We start from the raw sequence: 16,856 nt of genomic DNA, 5'->3' as shown, positions 1-16,856 counted from the left end.
CGCGTAGAGGAGAGGGGAATACCATGTTTGGGATCAAGCGGGCAGCCTTGGCGGCTGGCGTGTGTCTGGCGGCGTTCAATCTGGTCGCAGTGCCGGCAACGCAGGCGCAGGAAGTGGCGGTGGAACGCGCCATGAAGGACGCGCCGTACTGGAACGCCGCATTGCCGGTCGAACAGCGCGTCGATGATCTGATGGCGCGCATGACACTTGAAGAAAAGATCGCGCAGATCATCACCATCTGGGACAGCAAGGGCGAAATCCAGAGTGCCGGCGATGTGTTCGATCCCGCCAAGGCCTCGGCCAAATTCCCCGACGGAATCGGCCAGATCGCCCGTCCTTCGGATCGCAAGGGGCCATCCAGTCCGCGCGTTGTGCCGCGCCGCAATATCGAAGATTCTATTCAATACGTGATCGACGCGCAGCGCTGGGCGATGGAGAACACCCGGCTCGGCATCCCGGTGCTGTTTCACGAAGAATCACTCCATGGCTTTGCGGCGAAAGATGCGACCGCCTTCCCGCAATCCATCGGCCTCGCCAGCACCTGGGACCCCGATCTCGTCCGCGAGATCAACGCCCTGATTGCTGACGAGACCCGCGCGCGCGGCGTCCACATGGTCCTCTCTCCCGTGGTGGATGTCGCGCGCGATCCGCGCTGGGGGCGGATCGAGGAAACCTTCGGCGAAGACCCCTATCTTGTCGGTGAAATGGGCGTCGCATCGGTCGAAGGGCTGAACGGCGTCGGCACCGACCGCAAGCTGCGCCCCGGCAAGGTGATGGCCACGCTCAAGCACATGACCGGACACGGCCAGCCCGAAAGCGGCACCAATGTCGGCCCGGCCCAGATCAGTGAACGTACCTTGCGCGAGATGTTCTTCCCGCCGTTCGAACAGGTGGTGAAACGCACCGCCATCGACGCGGTGATGGCGAGCTATAACGAGATCGACGGCATCCCCAGCCACGCCAATAGCTGGCTGCTGGAAGACGTGCTGCGCGGCGAGTGGGGCTTCAGGGGCGCGGTCGTCTCCGATTACTACGCGATCGAGGATATGGCCCGCCTGCACCACATCGCGCCCGATAATGCCCGCGCTGGCGAGATCGCGTTGCTTGCAGGTGTCGATGTCGATCTGCCTGAAGGTGCAGGGTTCAAGGATCTCGCCCGCAGTGTGCGCGAAGGACGCGTGCCGGTGGCGGCGGTTGACGCGGCGGCAAAGCGGTTCCTGACCATGAAGTTCAACGCCGGGCTGTTCGACAATCCGTGGCCCGATCTGGCGAAGGCGCAGACGTCGAATGGGCCAGAAGGCGTCGCACTGGCGCGGCTGGCGGCGGAAAAGTCACTGGTGCTGCTCAAGAACGACGGCGTCCTGCCGCTGACGTTACCCGAAGGCGGCAAGAAGCCGACCATAGCGGTGATCGGCCCCAACGCCGATGTCGCGCGGCTGGGCGGTTACTACGGCGAACCGCGCGCCAGCGTTACCCCGCTCGAAGGCATCCGCGCCGCCGTGGGCGACAAGGCCAATATCGTTCACGCGATGGGAGTCGAAATCGTCAAGGGCGACAGCGACTGGTGGGATGATCCGGTGGAACTGGGCGATCCGGCCGAAAACCGCCGCCGCATCGCCGCAGCGGTCGAAGTCGCCAAATCCGCCGACACTATCGTGCTGTTCATCGGCGACACTGAAAAGACCAGCCGCGAAGGCTGGGCCGCAGGGCATTTGGGCGACCGCACCAGCCTTGATCTGGTGGGAGAGCAGAACGAACTGTTCCTCGCGCTCAAGGCGCTGGGCAAGCCGGTGGTCGCGGTGCTCGTCAATGGTCGCCCGCCGAGCTACCCCACCATCGCCGCAGAGGCCGATGCGATCCTTGAAACGTGGTATGCAGGCGAACAGCAGGGCACGGCGATTGCCGATGCGCTGCTGGGAAAGGTCAATCCCGGCGGCAAGCTGCCTGTTTCGGTGGCGCGCAATGCGGGCCAGTTGCCGATGTTCTACAACCACAAGCCGAGCGCACGGCGCGGATACCTGTTCGACGAGGTGACCCCGCTGTTCCCGTTCGGCTACGGGCTGTCCTACACCACCTTCACGCTGGGCGCGCCGCAGCTGTCGTCTTCAACGATCGCGGCAGGGCAAGGCGTGACAGTCACCGTGCCGGTCACCAACTCCGGCAAACGCGCCGGTGACGAGGTGGTGCAGGTGTATCTGCGCGACGAGATCAGCTCGGTTACCCGCCCGGTCAAGGAACTGGTCGGCTTCCAGCGGGTGACGCTGCAACCGGGGGAAACGCGCAACGCTGCGATCACCATCGAACCGCGCGCCTTCATGCTGTGGAACACCGAGATGGAGCAGGTGATCGAGCCGGGCGCGTTTACAATCATGACCGGCGCGAACTCGGCGGAGGTGCAAAGCGTTACGTTGACGGTGACGCCGTGAATCTCTCCCGCCGCCACGCGCTTGGCCTGATGGCAGGCGGCAGCCTTGCTGCGCTGGCACTGGCGGCGGGGCCAGCCGCCTTTGCGCAGGGCCGCGCGGTTTACAAGGACGCTGCCGCGCCGATCCCGCTGCGGGTCGCCGATCTGATGGCGCACATGACGCTGGAGGAAAAGGTCGCGCAGATCCGCACAGCGTGGGCAGCGAAGGGCGACATGATTGATGACCTCGCCTTCAACCCGGCCAAGGCCAGCGCCGCCTTCCCCGACGGAATCGGCCACGTTACCCGCCCCAGCGACAAGCGCGGCGTGCCCGGCATAACCGGCGCGGCCGGCGGCACGGCGGCACGCTGGCGCACCCCTGCCGAAACGGTCGCTTTCATCAACGCCCTGCAACGCTGGGCGGTGGAGGACACGCGGCTCGGCATTCCGGTTCTGCTGCACGAGGAATCGCTCCACGGTTACATGGCGACCGAGGCGACGATGTTCCCGCAGGCAATCGCGCTGGCAGGATCGTTTGATCTCGACCTGATGCGGCGCACCCAGTCAGTGATCGCCCGCGAAACTCGCGCACGCGGCGTTCCGCTGGTGCTGTCCCCCGTGGTCGATATCGTGCGCGATCCGCGCTGGGGCCGGATCGAGGAGACCTGGGGCGAAGACCCCTACCTAGCGGCCGAAATGGGTGTCGCTGCGGTCGAAGGCCTGCAAGGACCGGGCAAGTTCGAACGGCTGGCAGACGGCAAGGTTTTCGCCACGCTCAAGCACATGACCGGCCACGGCCAGCCCGAAAGCGGTAACAATGTCGCCCCCGCCCAGCTTTCGGAACGCGAACTGCGCGAGAACTTCTTCCCGCCGTTCCGCGAAGTCGTGCGCCGCACCTCCATCGGCGCGGTGATGCCGAGTTATAACGAGATCGACGGGGTACCGAGCCACGCCAACACCTGGCTGCTGGGCGATGTGCTGCGCGGCGAGTGGGGTTTCGACGGGATTATCGCCAGCGATTACGGCGGGGTGCACGAACTCGCCACACTGCACCATGTCGCCCGCGATCTGGAGGATGCCGCGCATCAGGCGCTGAAGGCCGGGGTGGATAGCGAACTGCCCGAGGGGCAGGCTTTCGCCACACTCACTGAAGCTGTGCGCGCGGGCCGCGTCTCGCAATCGCTGATCGACACCGCCTGCGCCCGAATGCTGGCGTTCAAGTTCCGCTGCGGATTGTTCGAGAACCCCTATGGCGATGCCGCGCTGGCCGAGAGCATCACCGGCAACGCCGAAGCCCGCACACTCGCGCTGGAGGCGGCGCGCAAGGGCGTGTGCCTGCTCACCAACCGCAATGGCGCACTGCCGCTCGACCGCACAACCATGGGCCGCGTGGCAGTGATCGGGCCGAACCATGCGATTGCGCGCCTCGGCGGCTATTCCAGCGTGCCCAAGCAGACCACCAGCCTGATTGAAGGCTTGCGCGCCATCGCGCCAGACGCCGACTTCGTAACCGCGCAGGGCGTATTTATCACCACCAGCGAAGACCGTTCGGCGGATGAAATAACCCTTGCCGACCGTGCCGAAAACCTGCGTCTGATCGCCGAGGCGGTGAAGGTGGCGAAAACCGCCGACACCATCATTCTCGCCATCGGTGACACCGAACAGACCAGCCGCGAAGGTTTCGCCAAGAACCACCTCGGCGACCGCACCAACATCGACATTCTCGGCGAACAGAACGATCTGGTCGATGCGCTCGCGATGCTGGGCAAGCCGCTGATCGTGGCCGCATACAATGGCCGCCCGCCAAGCTGGCCCAATGTGATCGCAAAGGCTGATGCGGTGCTGGAATGCTGGTATCCGGGGCAGGAAGGCGGCATTGCTGTCGCCGAAGCACTGCTGGGGGACATCAATCCCGGCGCCAAACTGCCCGTGACGGTGGTGCGTAACGCCGGGCAGGTGCCGTTCTTCTACAACCACAAGCCGAGCGCGCGGCGCGGATACCTGTTCGATGACAAGGCACCCCTTTTCGCCTTCGGGCACGGGCTGTCCTACACCACCTTCGCGATATCGCCGCCGCGTGCCGCCAAACAGCGCTTTGGCCGCGATGAGGACATCACCGCCGAAGTCACGGTCACCAACACCGGCACGCGGGCGGGTGACGAAGTTGTGCAGCTTTACATCACCCGCACCAACCTTTCGGTCAGCCGCCCGGTGCTCGAACTCAAGGGTTTCGAACGGGTGACGCTGCAAGCGGGAGAGGTCCGCACGCTCAGCTTCCACATACCGGCGCGGCAGCTGGCGATCTGGAACGATGCGCTGGAGGAGGTCAACGAACCCGGCCCCGTCACGCTGCATGCTGGCGGCAGTTCCGACACACTTTCATCGACCCTCGTGGAGATCATCTGAGATGAGTACGGATTTCAGCATTTCCCGCCGCGCGGCGCTTGCCGGGCTTGCGGCCATCCCGCTGGTGGGATGTGGCGGCGGATCGACTGGCAGCGGCACTGCGCCGGTCGGCACGCCGCCGACCTCGCCCACCCTGCCCGCGGGAGGCGTGCCGCAGCCCGGCCTGAACGCCATAGCCGCACGCGGCGGACGCAAGTTCGGCAGCGCCATTGCCTCGACCCCCGGTAACACTAACGCCGGATCGATCCAGAACCCGGCCTATACCGCGATCATCAAGGGCGAATGCGGCATCGTCGTCCCCGAAAACGAGATGAAGTGGCAGGCGCTGCGCCCGTCGCCCACGGCCTACACTTTCGACCGGATGGACGAGATCGTCCGCTGGGCGCAGGAAAACAGCCTCGCCGTGCGCGGTCACACGCTGCTGTGGCACCGCCCGCAGTGGTTCCCGAACTGGCTCAACACCTATGACTACGGCGCCAATCCGGTGCAGGAAGCCGAACGGTTGCTGACCGAGCATATCCAGACCGTTACCCGCCGGTACAAAGGCATCATCACCAGTTACGACGTGGTGAACGAGGCGATCGACCATGATCGCAATGCCCCGATCGAAACGAGCATGAGCCGTGCGATGGGCAGCCCCGAAGCCGTGCTCGACCTCGCCTTCCATACCGCCCGCGCCGAACTGCCCGATGCGCAGCTGGTCTATAACGATTACATGAGCTGGGAACCGCAGCACCGCGAGCATGTCGCCGATGTGCTGCGCCTGCTCGAAGGCTTCCGCAAGCGCGGCACGCCGGTCGATGCGCTGGGCATCCAGTCGCATATCGAAATGTTCGCGATCGATCCCGCCACCGGCGTCGGCCCCTTTGCCGAACGCGAATGGCGCAGCTTTCTCGATGAGGTCACCGGCATGGGATACCGCCTGCTGATCACCGAATTCGATGTGAAGGACAAGGCGCTGCCCGGTGACATCGCGCAGCGCGACGAAAAGGTCGCCGATTTCTCGCGGCGCTATTTCGATCTGATGCTCGATTACGACGCGCACCTTGATGACGTGCTCGTCTGGGGCATGGTCGATCGCTTCAACTGGCTTCAGGGGTTCGACCCGGCCAAGCGCGATGATGGGCTGGAGGTGCGCGGCGCGCCATACGATTCCCGCTACCGGCCCAAACCGCTGCGCTCCGCGTTGGCCGATGTCATGAGCGCTGCTGGCTGATCCTCGTGCCTCAGCGTTAACTTTGGGCCCGGGGCGCTGCCCCGGGTCTTTTTTTGCGCTCTCCGCATTCACTGACGCGGCGGTAGGCCAGCCCTAACGAAAAAGGCTCCCCGGCTTGGACCGGAGAGCCTTTTTTGATGACAGCACGACAAAGGTCAGAAGTTGCCCCGGACAATGAACGAGAAGCGCCGGTCGTTCATGAAGAACGAGCGCGGTGCCAGAACGTTCGGATCGCCGGTATAGGCCTGCGTCGTTCGGGTCACTTCGTCGAGCAGGTTCACGCCCTGGACGCCGAGCTGAATTTCATTCGACACCCTGAAGAAAATCGAACCATCGAGCTGTCCGGTCGCTTCATTGAAGATCGAATAGAACGGGAAGATCGCATCCGCCGGCGTCAATAGGAACCGAGACCGCCAATTATAGGCTGCACGCAGCGAGATCGGACCTTTTTCATAGAACACGGTCGCGTTGACGTTATGTTTCGACAGCTGTTCCAGTGGAAGGTTGCCCGGCGGGACTGTGGATTGATCCACCGGCTCACCCGTATTCAGGAAGGTGTTCGGCAGACCTTCGCTTTCGATATAGGTGTAGTTGGCAGCCACACCCAGTCCATCGAGCGGTTTGGGCAGGAAGTCATAGGTCTGCTGATAGGCCAGCTCGAAACCCTTGATCTTGCCGTTTTCCTCGAAGTTGGCCGGACCACGCACCAGCACGTCGCGGGTAATCCCGTTGCTTGTGACCTCCCGGGTGAAGATATCCTGGAAGAAGAAGTCCTTCACGTCCTTGTAGAACGCATTGAACGTCAAGGAGCCAACCGGGGCGAAGTACCATTCCACGCTGGCGTCGAACTGCCATGCCGTGGCCGGGCGCAGGAAGGGGTTGCCTGCCGTCGCCGTCAACTCGCTACCTTCCAGTCCGATGTTCAGGAAGTTGCGGATATTGGCGTTGTCGGGCCGGGTCATGACCTTCGAACCGGCGAGCCGGACGATCACGTCATCACTGATCCCCAGTTTGAGGTTCATACTCGGCAGCCAGAAGTCGTAGTTCACATCGGCAACGTTGCGCACACCGCCGTCTGACGTCCCGGAACCGGCGAACTGCTGGAGTTCGGCATAGCCCTGCGCGCCGAGGTTACACACCCCGCCCGGTCTTGTCGGCACCGTGCCCGGAGGCGCGCCAACCGGCACACCCACCGCGCAGCGCACGTCGAATGGCTGGGTGATGCTGAGCGCCTGCTGGCTCGGCACGCCGAGGATCCCTTCGGAGCGCACCTCGGTGTTGACGTAGCGCACGCCGATATTGCCGGACAGGCGCATCGACCCGAACACATTGTCGCTGCCGAATTCCAGTTGCAGGTAAGCGGCCGAATCCTGCTGGGTGATCGGCTGGATATCCTCTCCCAGGAACGGCGTTCCGGGTGTGGCGCCCTGCCGCCCCGACAGCGGCACCCACGTCGGATCGGAGCCTAGCGTGCGGGAGAAATCCTGAATCGACTGGAAATCGGCAATCGCGCCTTCGTAATCGCCGATCAGATCGCCCGCATAATAGAACCCGCCCGGAGGTCCGGCGACAGCGCCGCGGAAGAAGTTCGGGAAATCATAGCGCTCGGACAATTCCGCAGGCGTGTCGGCAAAATTGGTCGGACGCGAACCCGACCACACCTCGCTCAGCATCCCCCAGTTATAGGTGGTGTAGCGCACCGTCTGCTCGCGATCCTGATAGCGCGCACCCCACTTGGCACGGCGCAGGAAGGAATCTTCATCGAATTCATAGGCAAGATCGGCCTGGAACGCGAATTGTTCGCCTTCACTATCTTCGATGTGGTCCATCGCCGCACGCCAGAACTGGAACCGCGGATCGTTGAAATACTGCTCCTCGGTGGCTCCGCCCAAAGCTTCACCCGGGGTCGACCAGTTATAGCCCAGAAACTGCGGTTTGCGCGGAACGATCACTGGCAGATCGCCGGTGATGTCCAGTTCCTGATCGGCGAATACCGATCCGAACACGCTGAAATCGAGGTTTTCCTTACGTGATGTCGCATATTGCGCGTCAAGCTCGATCGTCAGACGATCGGTCAGCTCGGTGCGCATGTTGAGTGAATAGTCCTCGTTGGTGACTTCGTCATTGACCTGACGCCGCGCCAGCGATTGCTGCTGGCCGCCGATCGGAACGAACGGCGATGCGGCCGGATCACCGCGCCAGCCATTGCTCGTGTTGACGATGTAGCCCGATTGGAACAGGCCGCTGTCGTCGTAGGCGAAATCGCTGAAGCCACCGACCGGGCACTGCGCACGCGATGTGGGATCGCCCAGCGAGCCATCCGGGTTGATCCGGCTCGGTCCGTCCGCATTCTGCAAACAACCGACCGGATAGGTGGTGTATTCCGACTGATCGGGCGCGGTTTCGAAGGTATATTCGCCCCACTTGTTGGTGGAGGCGGAACGGATGAACTCCGCTGTGATCAAGGTTTTTTCGTCGATCGATTCGAACTGCGCCGACACGGCAAAGCCGTTGCGTTCACGGTCGAATTCCTGCGTGCGGAACTGCCCGCCCACCGGCGCGACGCGCGAATCCGCATAGTCGGCAAACCCGTCCGCTCCGGCAGAACCGAAATTGCCGCACTGCGCACCGGCTGGCGGCAGCGTGAAATTATCCGACGCATTCGGCAGCGGGTTGCGGCACACCTGCACCCCTTGAGTGTTGGAAGCATTGACCAGCGCGCCATCGCGGGTCTGGTAGTTGGCAACTTGCAAACCGTCAGCGCGGCTTTTGATCCGCGAATACGAACCGCTGACCAGCAGGCCGAACCGGCCCTTGTCGGTATCCCAGGTATTGCTGATCAGGCCCGAGAATGTCGGCGTCCATTCCTTGCGGAAATCACCGTAATTGGCCTCGGCACTGAAGGCGACCTTGAGGCCGTTGTTGTCGAACGGCTTGCGGGTGTTGAGATTAACCGTCCCGGCCAGTCCGCCTTCGATCATTTCGGCGGTCGCGTTCTTGCTGATGATGACCGAGCCAAGCAGTTCGGCCGGAACGTCGGCAAAATTGAGGGCCTGCCCGCCGACACCTGCAGCGAACGCGGACCGGCCGTTGAATTCCGAACGCACGAAGTTGAGCCCGCGCACCACAACGCCCGAACCCTCTACCGAAAAGTGATCGGGATCGCTCGATCCGGCGAAGCGGTTGATCGCCACGCCGGGAACGCGCTGGAGCGCTTCGGTTACGGATCGGTCGGGCAGCGCGCCAATATCCTGCGCGGTGATCGCGTCGACAATGGTGTCGGCGTCGCGTTTGATGTTCTGGGCGTTCTCGAGAGACTGACGCAGCCCGCTGACGACGATTTCATTCGCCGGCGCTTCAACTTCTTCGGAAGGACCGGTTTCTTCGGGCGGATTTTCATCCTGCGCCCAGGCACTACCCGAACAAAGCGCGCCCCCCATGACCAGAGCCGAAACACCGGTCCGTAGCGCGCCCTTGAACCACGAATTGTAGCGGTTCGCCCGAACGCCACGATCCTGCAGCGAAATGTGCATCAGATCCCCTCCCATGTTAGCGCTATCATTATTTCTCAGATAGCTGTCTTTCTTGTGGGACATTGACTTATCGAGGGTAAGTCCGCTTGACAATAGGGTGCGAAGATTTTTGCACGATACCTGTGGTAAATTGCCAACAACCCTCCGTCCGGTTAGAAGGTAGCGAGTATGTCCAGAGCAAATGGTATCGGTAACGCAAACCGCCTGAAACGGGTGGTAATTGTCGGCGGCGGCACGGCTGGCTGGATGGCGGCTGCATCCTTGTCGCGCTATTTCAACGATGGGCGTCGCACCATCACCTTGATCGAATCCGATTCGATCGGCACGGTCGGCGTGGGTGAGGCAACCATCCCGGCGATCCGCAGCTTCAATGCGATGCTCGACATCCCCGAAGCCGAATTCCTGCGTGAAACGCGCGGCACCTGCAAACTCGGGATCGAGTTCGTAAACTGGGGCAAGCAGGGCGATCGCTATTTCCATCCGTTCGGAAGCTTCGGACAGGATCTGCACGGCATCCCGTTCCACCAGCTGTTCCTGCGGGAGCATGAGCGCAGCGGCGGGTCTGGCGAGATTTGCGACTATTCGATGAGCGCGGCAGCCGCGCGCGCCGGCCATTTTGCGCGGCCCGCGGCGGGCGCGCAGTCGGCGGTGAGCCAGATAGCCTATGCCTATCATTTCGATGCCGGGCTTTATGCTGCATACTTGCGCAAGCTGGCCGAACGGCAAGGCGCCGTCCGGATCGAAGGGCGCATTACCAATGTCTCGCGCGACAGCGAAAGCGGCGATGTTGTCAGCGTAATGCTGGATAATGGCACACTGGTTGCGGGCGATCTGTTCATCGATTGCTCGGGTTTTCGCGGCCTGCTGATCGAAGAGGCACTGGAAACCGGATATGAGGACTGGAGCCACTGGCTGCCAATGGACCGCGCGATTGCGGTGCCCACCGTCAGCCCCGGCCCGCCTGCCCCGTTCACCCGCTCCACCGCGCATGCCGCCGGTTGGCAGTGGCGCATCCCGCTCCAGCACCGCACCGGCAATGGCCATGTGTTCTCCAGCGCCTTCATGAACGAGGATACGGCGCGCGAGATCCTGCTCACCAATCTCGAAGGCGCGCCTCTGGCCGAACCGCGCGCATTGCGATTCCTCACCGGAATGCGGCGCAAGGCGTGGAACCACAACGTCGTTGCTATCGGGCTATCATCCGGATTTATCGAACCGCTCGAATCGACCAGCATCCATCTGATCCAGAACGGCATCGCCCGTCTGTTTGCGCTGTTCCCCGACAATCCGATCAGCCCGGTGGAACGCGATGAATATAACCGCGGGATGCGCGGCATCTTCGAAGACGTGCGCGATTTCATCATCCTGCATTACAAGGCAACCCAGCGCGAGGATTCGGAGTTCTGGCGCTATGTCCGGCACATGAGCGTGCCCGACACCCTGTCGCGCAAGATGGCGATGTGGCAGCGCCATGGCCGGGTGCTGCGCGACGAGGCGGAGCTGTTCTCCACACCAAGCTGGATCGCGGTGATGCTGGGGCAGAATCTCTGGCCTGACAGCTATGATCCGATTGCCGATACGCTGGACGAAGCAAAGGTTGCCGCAGCCATGGCGCAAATGCGCGCAGGCTACCGCGATGTCGCGGCACAGCTGCCGCCGCACGAATCGTTTCTGCGCCAGTCGGGCAGCTGGAACCTGCAACCGGCGGCTGGCTTTGCACCACAGGTTTTGAGCGCATGAGCATCGCGTCTGCCCCCAAGCCTGTCACCAAGATCGTGATCGTCGGCGGCGGCACTGCCGGATGGATGACGGCGGCGGCGCTCACCCGCGTGCTCGGCGCAATGCCCGGCCTGTCAGTCACGCTGGTCGAAAGCGAAGCGATCGGCACGGTCGGCGTCGGCGAGGCGACCATTCCGCAAATTATCGGTTTCAACCGCCTGCTCGGCCTTGATGAAGCGCAATTCATGCGCGAAACCCGCGCGACCTACAAACTCGGCATCGAGTTCGTCGATTGGCTGCGGCCGGGCCATTCCTACGTCCACCCGTTCGGCAGCTTCGGGATCGACATGCTGGGGATTGAATTCCAGCATTTCTGGCTGCGCGGGCAGACCTTCAGGGAAAGCGCGCGGATCGATGATTATTCGATCGCGGCGGCGGCGGGCAAATCGGGCCGCTTCGCCTGGCCGCGCGGCGACAATCCGAAATCACCACTGTCGAAACTTTCCTATGCCTTCCAGTTCGATGCCGGACGTTACGCACGCTTTTTGCGTGCCTTCGCCGAAAGCGGCGGCGCGACCCGGGTCGAAGGCCGGATCACCGAAGTGCTTCAGCATGGCGAATCGGGCTTTGTCACCGCTCTCAAGCTTGAAGACGGACGCGAGATCGCGGGCGAATTGTTCATCGATTGCTCCGGCTTTCGCTCATTGCTGCTGGGGCAGAAGCTGGGGGTGCCTTTTACCGACTGGAGCAAGTGGTTGCCGTGCGACAGCGCGGTGGCCGTGCCATGCGAGCTGGGAGGCCGCACCGAGCCGCTGACCCGCTCCACCGCCCGCACCGCAGGGTGGCAGTGGCGAATTCCGCTGCAACACCGGATCGGCAACGGCCATGTCTTTTCCTCGGCGCATATGGATCGCAGTGCGGCAACCGATCTGCTGTTGGCCAACCTCGATGGCAAGCCCTTGGCCGATCCCAATCAGTTGGCCTTCACTGCCGGCCATCGCGCCAAGGCGTGGGACAAGAACGTGGTTGCGCTCGGGCTCGCCGCAGGGTTCCTCGAACCGCTCGAATCAACCTCGATCCATCTGGTGCAATCGGGGATCGCACGGCTGCTGGCGCTGTTCCCCGATACCGGGTTCAGCCGGGTGGAAATCAATCGGTTCAACACGGACACCGAGCACGAATATCTCAATATCCGTGACTTTCTGGTGCTGCATTACCGCGCGAGCGAGCGCGACGATTCCGAATTCTGGCGCTACTGCCGCCATCTCGAAGCGCCCGATAGCCTTGCCGAGAAGATCGAAATGTTCCGCAGCTCCGGCCGCATCTTCCGCGAGAACAACGAGCTGTTCACCGAGGACAGCTGGCTATCGGTCATGCTGAGTCAGGGGATTACGCCGCAGGCGTATCATCCGGCGGCGTGGATGCTCGATGAGCAGGAAACGCGCAAACGCCTCAGCCATATCCGCGAGGTGATCCGCCAAACGGTTGACCAGATGCCGACGCAGGCCGATTTCCTGCACCAGAGCGGCGGGGCGATTGCACCGGCGGAATATCTCACCGCATGACAGGCCTCGCGGCCTCTGCGCCGATCCGTGAGGTAACCGCGCCGCTCGCTGCCGACGCCTTCGATGCGCTGCGAGCCGAGGTTCGGCCGGTTGTGATGCGGGGACTTGTCGCGCATTGGCCAGCGGTCGCTGCTGCGCGCATGAGTGACCGCGCGATCGTGGATTACCTTTGCCGCGAAACGGCCTTACGCCCGGTCGGGGCGATTGCCGCCTCAGCCTCGGAACAGGGACGGTTTTTCTACACCCACGATCTTACCCGGCTGAACTTCGTACGAGCCAGCGGGCGGCTCGAATTCTTCCTGAATGACTTGCTGAGCGCCGCCGCGATGCCCGATGCGCCTGCGATGGCAGTGCAGTCGGAAGACATCGCAGGCCTGCTCCCCGCATTCGCGGACGCCAATCGGTTGCCGCTGCTACCCCACGTTGCCCCGCGCATCTGGATCGGCAACCGGATCCGGGTCGCTCCGCATTACGATGCCAAGGAAAACGTCGCCTGCTGTGTAGCAGGGCGGCGGCGTTTCACCCTGTTCCCGCCCGAACAAATTGCGAATCTGTATCCCGGTCCGTTCGAATTGACCCCTGCCGGCACGCCGGTGAGCATGGTCGACCCCGCCGCACCCGACCTTGCACGTTACCCCCGCTTCGCCGAGGCGGCGCAACACGCCAGTACCGCAACACTCGAACCCGGCGACGCGATCTACATCCCCTACGGCTGGTGGCACGGGGTCGAATCCCTCGATCCGGTCAGCATTCTGGTCAATTACTGGTGGGCACCGGGCCAGCCAGAAGGGATCGGCAGCCCCTACGACGCGCTGCTTCACGCATTGTTGGCGTTCAAGCACTTGCCGCCCGATCAACGCGCGGTGTGGCGCGGGATGCTGGAGCATTACGTGTTCGAGCAAAATGGCGATCCGGCGGCGCATCTGCCCGATCACGCCAAGGGTATTATCGGGCCGCCTTCACCGGCACGGTTTGCCCAGATGCGCGAACTTATCCGGCAGGCGCTCGGCTAGCCAGCAACGCCCGTTCGAGCCACGCGGCGTAGGGCGGGGCAAAGGCAAGCGCCGCCTGCGCCGAGGCTTCGAACGCCGCCCTCGCGCGCGCTTCAGTGCCTGCATCGCCATGCCGCAAGGCAGGCGGCAGACCCGGCTGCCACCCGAGCGCTGCCAGCAGGGCAAATTGTTCCTGTCCCAGCAGCGGCAGTTCTTCGCGGAACGGAATACGTCCGCGCCGGGTAAACTGGTCGATCACTGCCGCAACCCGCCCCGGCAAAGCCCGCATGCCGAACACGCGCCGGGCATCTTCCGTGGCGAAATGCAGCGCCAGCACCTCGTGCACGCCGTCCATCATCAGCCCCGACCGGCGGTTGTATTCGGCGCGTTCGAGCGGAGAGATCGTGCGACCGGGCAGCATCTCCAGCAGCAGATCAAGCTGACGATGCGCCAGATCGAGATTGAGCGGCCCCAAAGGATCGAACCGCGCCGCCGCATCGCCAATCGCGATGACATTGCCGACCCACGGCTCCGCCACCCGCCCCGGCGTCAGCGCGATCACCGCTCGTGCAGGAACGCGCAGCATCGCCAGCGCATCCTCGCGCGAGACATGTGCGGGAGCGCCGAGCATTGCCTGCAACCCGTCACGCCCGGCCACCTCGCTGACCCAGCCTGCCCCGGTCAGCGTGATCCGGTCTTCCAGCGCTGCCATCGGCGCCCCCGGCTGACCAAGGTAGACGTGACGGGTCGGCAGGGTGTCCGACCAGTCGGTGAACGCAAAGCGCATCTGCGCGGCAAGCAAGGTTGCTTGGGGGCCGCTGCAGTCGATGAACAGATCGGCTGCGATCCGCCCCTGTCCGTTCAGGCCGATCGCGGCAATCGCATCGCCCTCGCCCGGTTCGATATTGTCGATCACACCTTCGAGGTAGCCGACCTGCAAAGCCTCGGCCTGTTCGATCAGCAGTGCGCGATAGGCCGCGGGGTTCCAGCGCAGCGCGTAGTCGACGGCGGAGATCGGGGTCGGCTCACCCGGTGGCGGGGGTGCAAACCGCCCTGCCTCTGCCAGCACCTGTGCCAAGCTGGCAGTGGGCGGCGCGCCCGAACCAAGCGCCCGCACCCCGCCCCAATCGCGCGCAAACGCGGTCTTGAGCGCCGGGTCGAGCGTTTCGCCATAGGCCACCACGCCCGCCTGCCCAGCCCCGCCCCAGCCGACATAGCGGGTGATGAGGCGATAAGATCCGCCCGCCCTCGTGATGATATCCGCCTCGGCAATGCCCAGCCGGTCGTGCAGCTTGTTGGTGAAGGGCATCGCGGTGGGCGACCAGTCGGCAAAGGATGCCGGCCCCGGCGCACCGCCGATCACGATCACCTCGCATCCCGGCAAGCTGCGCCGCACTGCAATGGCGGTGAGGATGCCGACCTGTCCGCCGCCGACCACGACGATCCGGCGCAATGGTTCGCGCGGGGTGCTCACGCAGCCTCGGCCAGCCTTGCGGCCTCGGCGCGAAGAAAGTCGCGATGGCCGGGCATGGCCGCGACCTCGCCCGTTACAGCCAGACGCAGGCGTTCGGTCGCGCGGGCGAGCGCATCCGGCGCAATCATCGCTGCGCGCGGATCATGCGCTTCGGGCAGCAAGCCCTGACCGACATAGACCGCGATCCAGCTGGCATCGTAGAACAGCCCGTCGGAATATTTCTCGATCCGGCCCGCCTTGCGCCATAGTTCCAACTTGCCTTCGAGGCTGTCGGGCAGGCGCATGGTGCGCACGTGGTTCCAGAATTCGGAATCGTCGCGGGTGGTGGCGTTGTAATGCAGGATCAGGAAATCGCGCACCCGGTCATATTCCATGTCGACCAGCCGGTTGAATTCGTCGCGGTCACGCGGGTCGATGGCCCCGCGTTCGGGGAACAGCTCGATCAGATAGGTGATCGCCATTTGCGCAAGGTAGATCGATGTGGATTCGAGCGGTTCGAGAAACCCGCTTGCGAGCCCCACGCCGATGACATTGTGGCTCCACGATTGCGCACGGCGGCCGGGCCGGAATTTCAGAATGCGCGGGTCGGCCAGCGGCGTGCCCTCGGCGGCGGCGCGGATCGCTTCGCAGGCCTCATCCTCGGAGACATGCGCGCTGGAAAAGACATAGCCATTGCCCATCCGGTGCTGGAGGGGGATTTGCCAGCGCCACCCGGCCGGCATTGCGGTTGCTGTGGTATAGGGGCGGATATCATCCGTCGCATGGGTGCAGGGCATCGCAGCGGCACGGTCACACGGAAGCCAGTGCGTCCAGTCTTCCCACGGAACATCCAGTTCCTGCCCCAGCAGGATCGAGCGGAAGCCCGAGCAATCGATGAACAGATCGCCTTCGATCCGGCGACCGTCCGCCAGTACCAGCGCGGTTACATTGCCGCTCGCACCATCGCGCTCGACAGTGACCACGCGGCCTTCGTGCCGTTCGATCCCGATTCCCAGACCGAATTCGCGCATGAACGGGCCGAACAGCGTCGCATCGAACTGGTAGGCATACCCATAAGTCGAAGCGAGGCTATCGTCCTGCGACGGCGGTCGGAAACGGTTGGCTTTGGCTGCCGCCACCGCCAGCGAATAATCGCCCAGATCGCGCGCCATCCCGTGGCGGGCGAGCTCCAGCCAGTAATGGTGGAAACCGACGCCGCCGACTTCCTCCCCGAATGATCCGAACGGGTGGATGTAACTTTCCCCGATCCGCCCGAAATCGCGAAAATCGATGCCCAGCTTGAAGGTCGCGTGGGTGGCTTTCATGAACGCCGCCTCGTCGATCCCAAGCTTTTCGACAAAACCGCGGATATGCGGCAGCGTTGCCTCGCCCACGCCGACGATGCCGATTTCCTCGCTCTCGACCAGTTGCACGCTCGCCAGATCGGGCAGCAGGCGTGCAATTCCGGCGGCTGTCATCCAGCCCGCCGTGCCGCCGCCAAGGACAACGACACGGACAGGGTTTCCAGCTGGGTTGGGCGAGGCAGATGTCATCACGTTCTCGCTATC

The 16,856-nt window shown here is 63.6% G+C and carries 9 protein-coding genes; 6 read left to right on the top strand and 3 right to left on the bottom strand.

Translation table 11 applies throughout. The annotated features are described in order from the left end of the window. The first annotated feature begins 131 nt into the window (after positions 1 to 131). From Q0L48_RS05045 to Q0L48_RS05035, 3 genes are read left to right on the top strand one after another with little or no spacing between them, the layout of a single operon-like run. Positions 132 to 2,426 (top strand): glycoside hydrolase family 3 N-terminal domain-containing protein, encoded by a 2,295-nt coding sequence (locus tag Q0L48_RS05045; protein ID WP_296718765.1) that lies wholly within the window; start codon positions 132 to 134, stop codon positions 2,424 to 2,426. A 29-nt stretch (positions 2,427 to 2,455) separates the two neighbouring features. Further along, complete coding sequence (locus Q0L48_RS05040) at positions 2,456 to 4,810, top strand: glycoside hydrolase family 3 N-terminal domain-containing protein (protein WP_296718762.1); 2,355 nt, start codon at positions 2,456 to 2,458, stop codon at positions 4,808 to 4,810. 1 nt (position 4,811) lies between these two features. Continuing rightward, positions 4,812 to 6,026, top strand: a complete 1,215-nt coding sequence (locus Q0L48_RS05035; RefSeq protein ID WP_296718013.1) for an endo-1,4-beta-xylanase — start codon at positions 4,812 to 4,814, stop codon at positions 6,024 to 6,026. Positions 6,027 to 6,181: 155 nt separating this feature from the next. Here Q0L48_RS05035 and Q0L48_RS05030 read toward each other — a convergent pair whose 3' ends face one another. Beyond that, complete coding sequence (locus Q0L48_RS05030; protein WP_296718010.1) at positions 6,182 to 9,559, bottom strand: TonB-dependent receptor; 3,378 nt, start codon at positions 9,557 to 9,559, stop codon at positions 6,182 to 6,184. Between the two features lie 168 nt (positions 9,560 to 9,727). On the opposite strand from Q0L48_RS05030, the gene Q0L48_RS05025 reads away from it, so the two are divergent. The 3 genes from Q0L48_RS05025 to Q0L48_RS05015 are packed head-to-tail and all read left to right on the top strand — an operon-like array spanning position 9,728 to position 13,856. Further along, complete coding sequence (locus Q0L48_RS05025) at positions 9,728 to 11,299, top strand: tryptophan halogenase family protein (protein ID WP_296718008.1); 1,572 nt, start codon at positions 9,728 to 9,730, stop codon at positions 11,297 to 11,299. Next, positions 11,296 to 12,843 (top strand): tryptophan halogenase family protein, encoded by a 1,548-nt coding sequence (locus tag Q0L48_RS05020; RefSeq protein ID WP_296718005.1) that lies wholly within the window; start codon positions 11,296 to 11,298, stop codon positions 12,841 to 12,843. Before Q0L48_RS05025 ends, Q0L48_RS05020 begins: the two co-directional genes overlap by 4 nt. Beyond that, the gene (locus Q0L48_RS05015; RefSeq protein ID WP_296718004.1) at positions 12,840 to 13,856 is read left to right on the top strand and encodes a cupin-like domain-containing protein; all 1,017 of its coding nucleotides are present in this window, start codon (positions 12,840 to 12,842) and stop codon (positions 13,854 to 13,856) included. The genes Q0L48_RS05020 and Q0L48_RS05015 overlap by 4 nt, the downstream gene beginning before the upstream one ends. Here Q0L48_RS05015 and Q0L48_RS05010 read toward each other — a convergent pair. Both Q0L48_RS05010 and Q0L48_RS05005 read right to left on the bottom strand, forming a co-directional pair. After that, the gene (locus tag Q0L48_RS05010) at positions 13,834 to 15,309 is read right to left on the bottom strand and encodes a tryptophan 7-halogenase (RefSeq protein WP_296718001.1); all 1,476 of its coding nucleotides are present in this window, start codon (positions 15,307 to 15,309) and stop codon (positions 13,834 to 13,836) included. The genes Q0L48_RS05015 and Q0L48_RS05010 overlap by 23 nt on opposite strands. Beyond that, positions 15,306 to 16,841: a tryptophan halogenase family protein gene (locus Q0L48_RS05005; RefSeq protein ID WP_296717998.1), complete on the bottom strand. Its 1,536-nt coding sequence runs from the start codon at positions 16,839 to 16,841 to the stop codon at positions 15,306 to 15,308. The genes Q0L48_RS05010 and Q0L48_RS05005 overlap by 4 nt, the downstream gene beginning before the upstream one ends. Positions 16,842 to 16,856: the final 15 nt, after the last annotated feature.

The organism is Erythrobacter sp. (assembly GCF_024305245.1).
Lineage (GTDB): Bacteria > Pseudomonadota > Alphaproteobacteria > Sphingomonadales > Sphingomonadaceae > Erythrobacter.
This window is presented reverse-complemented; position numbering and strand designations above follow the sequence as displayed.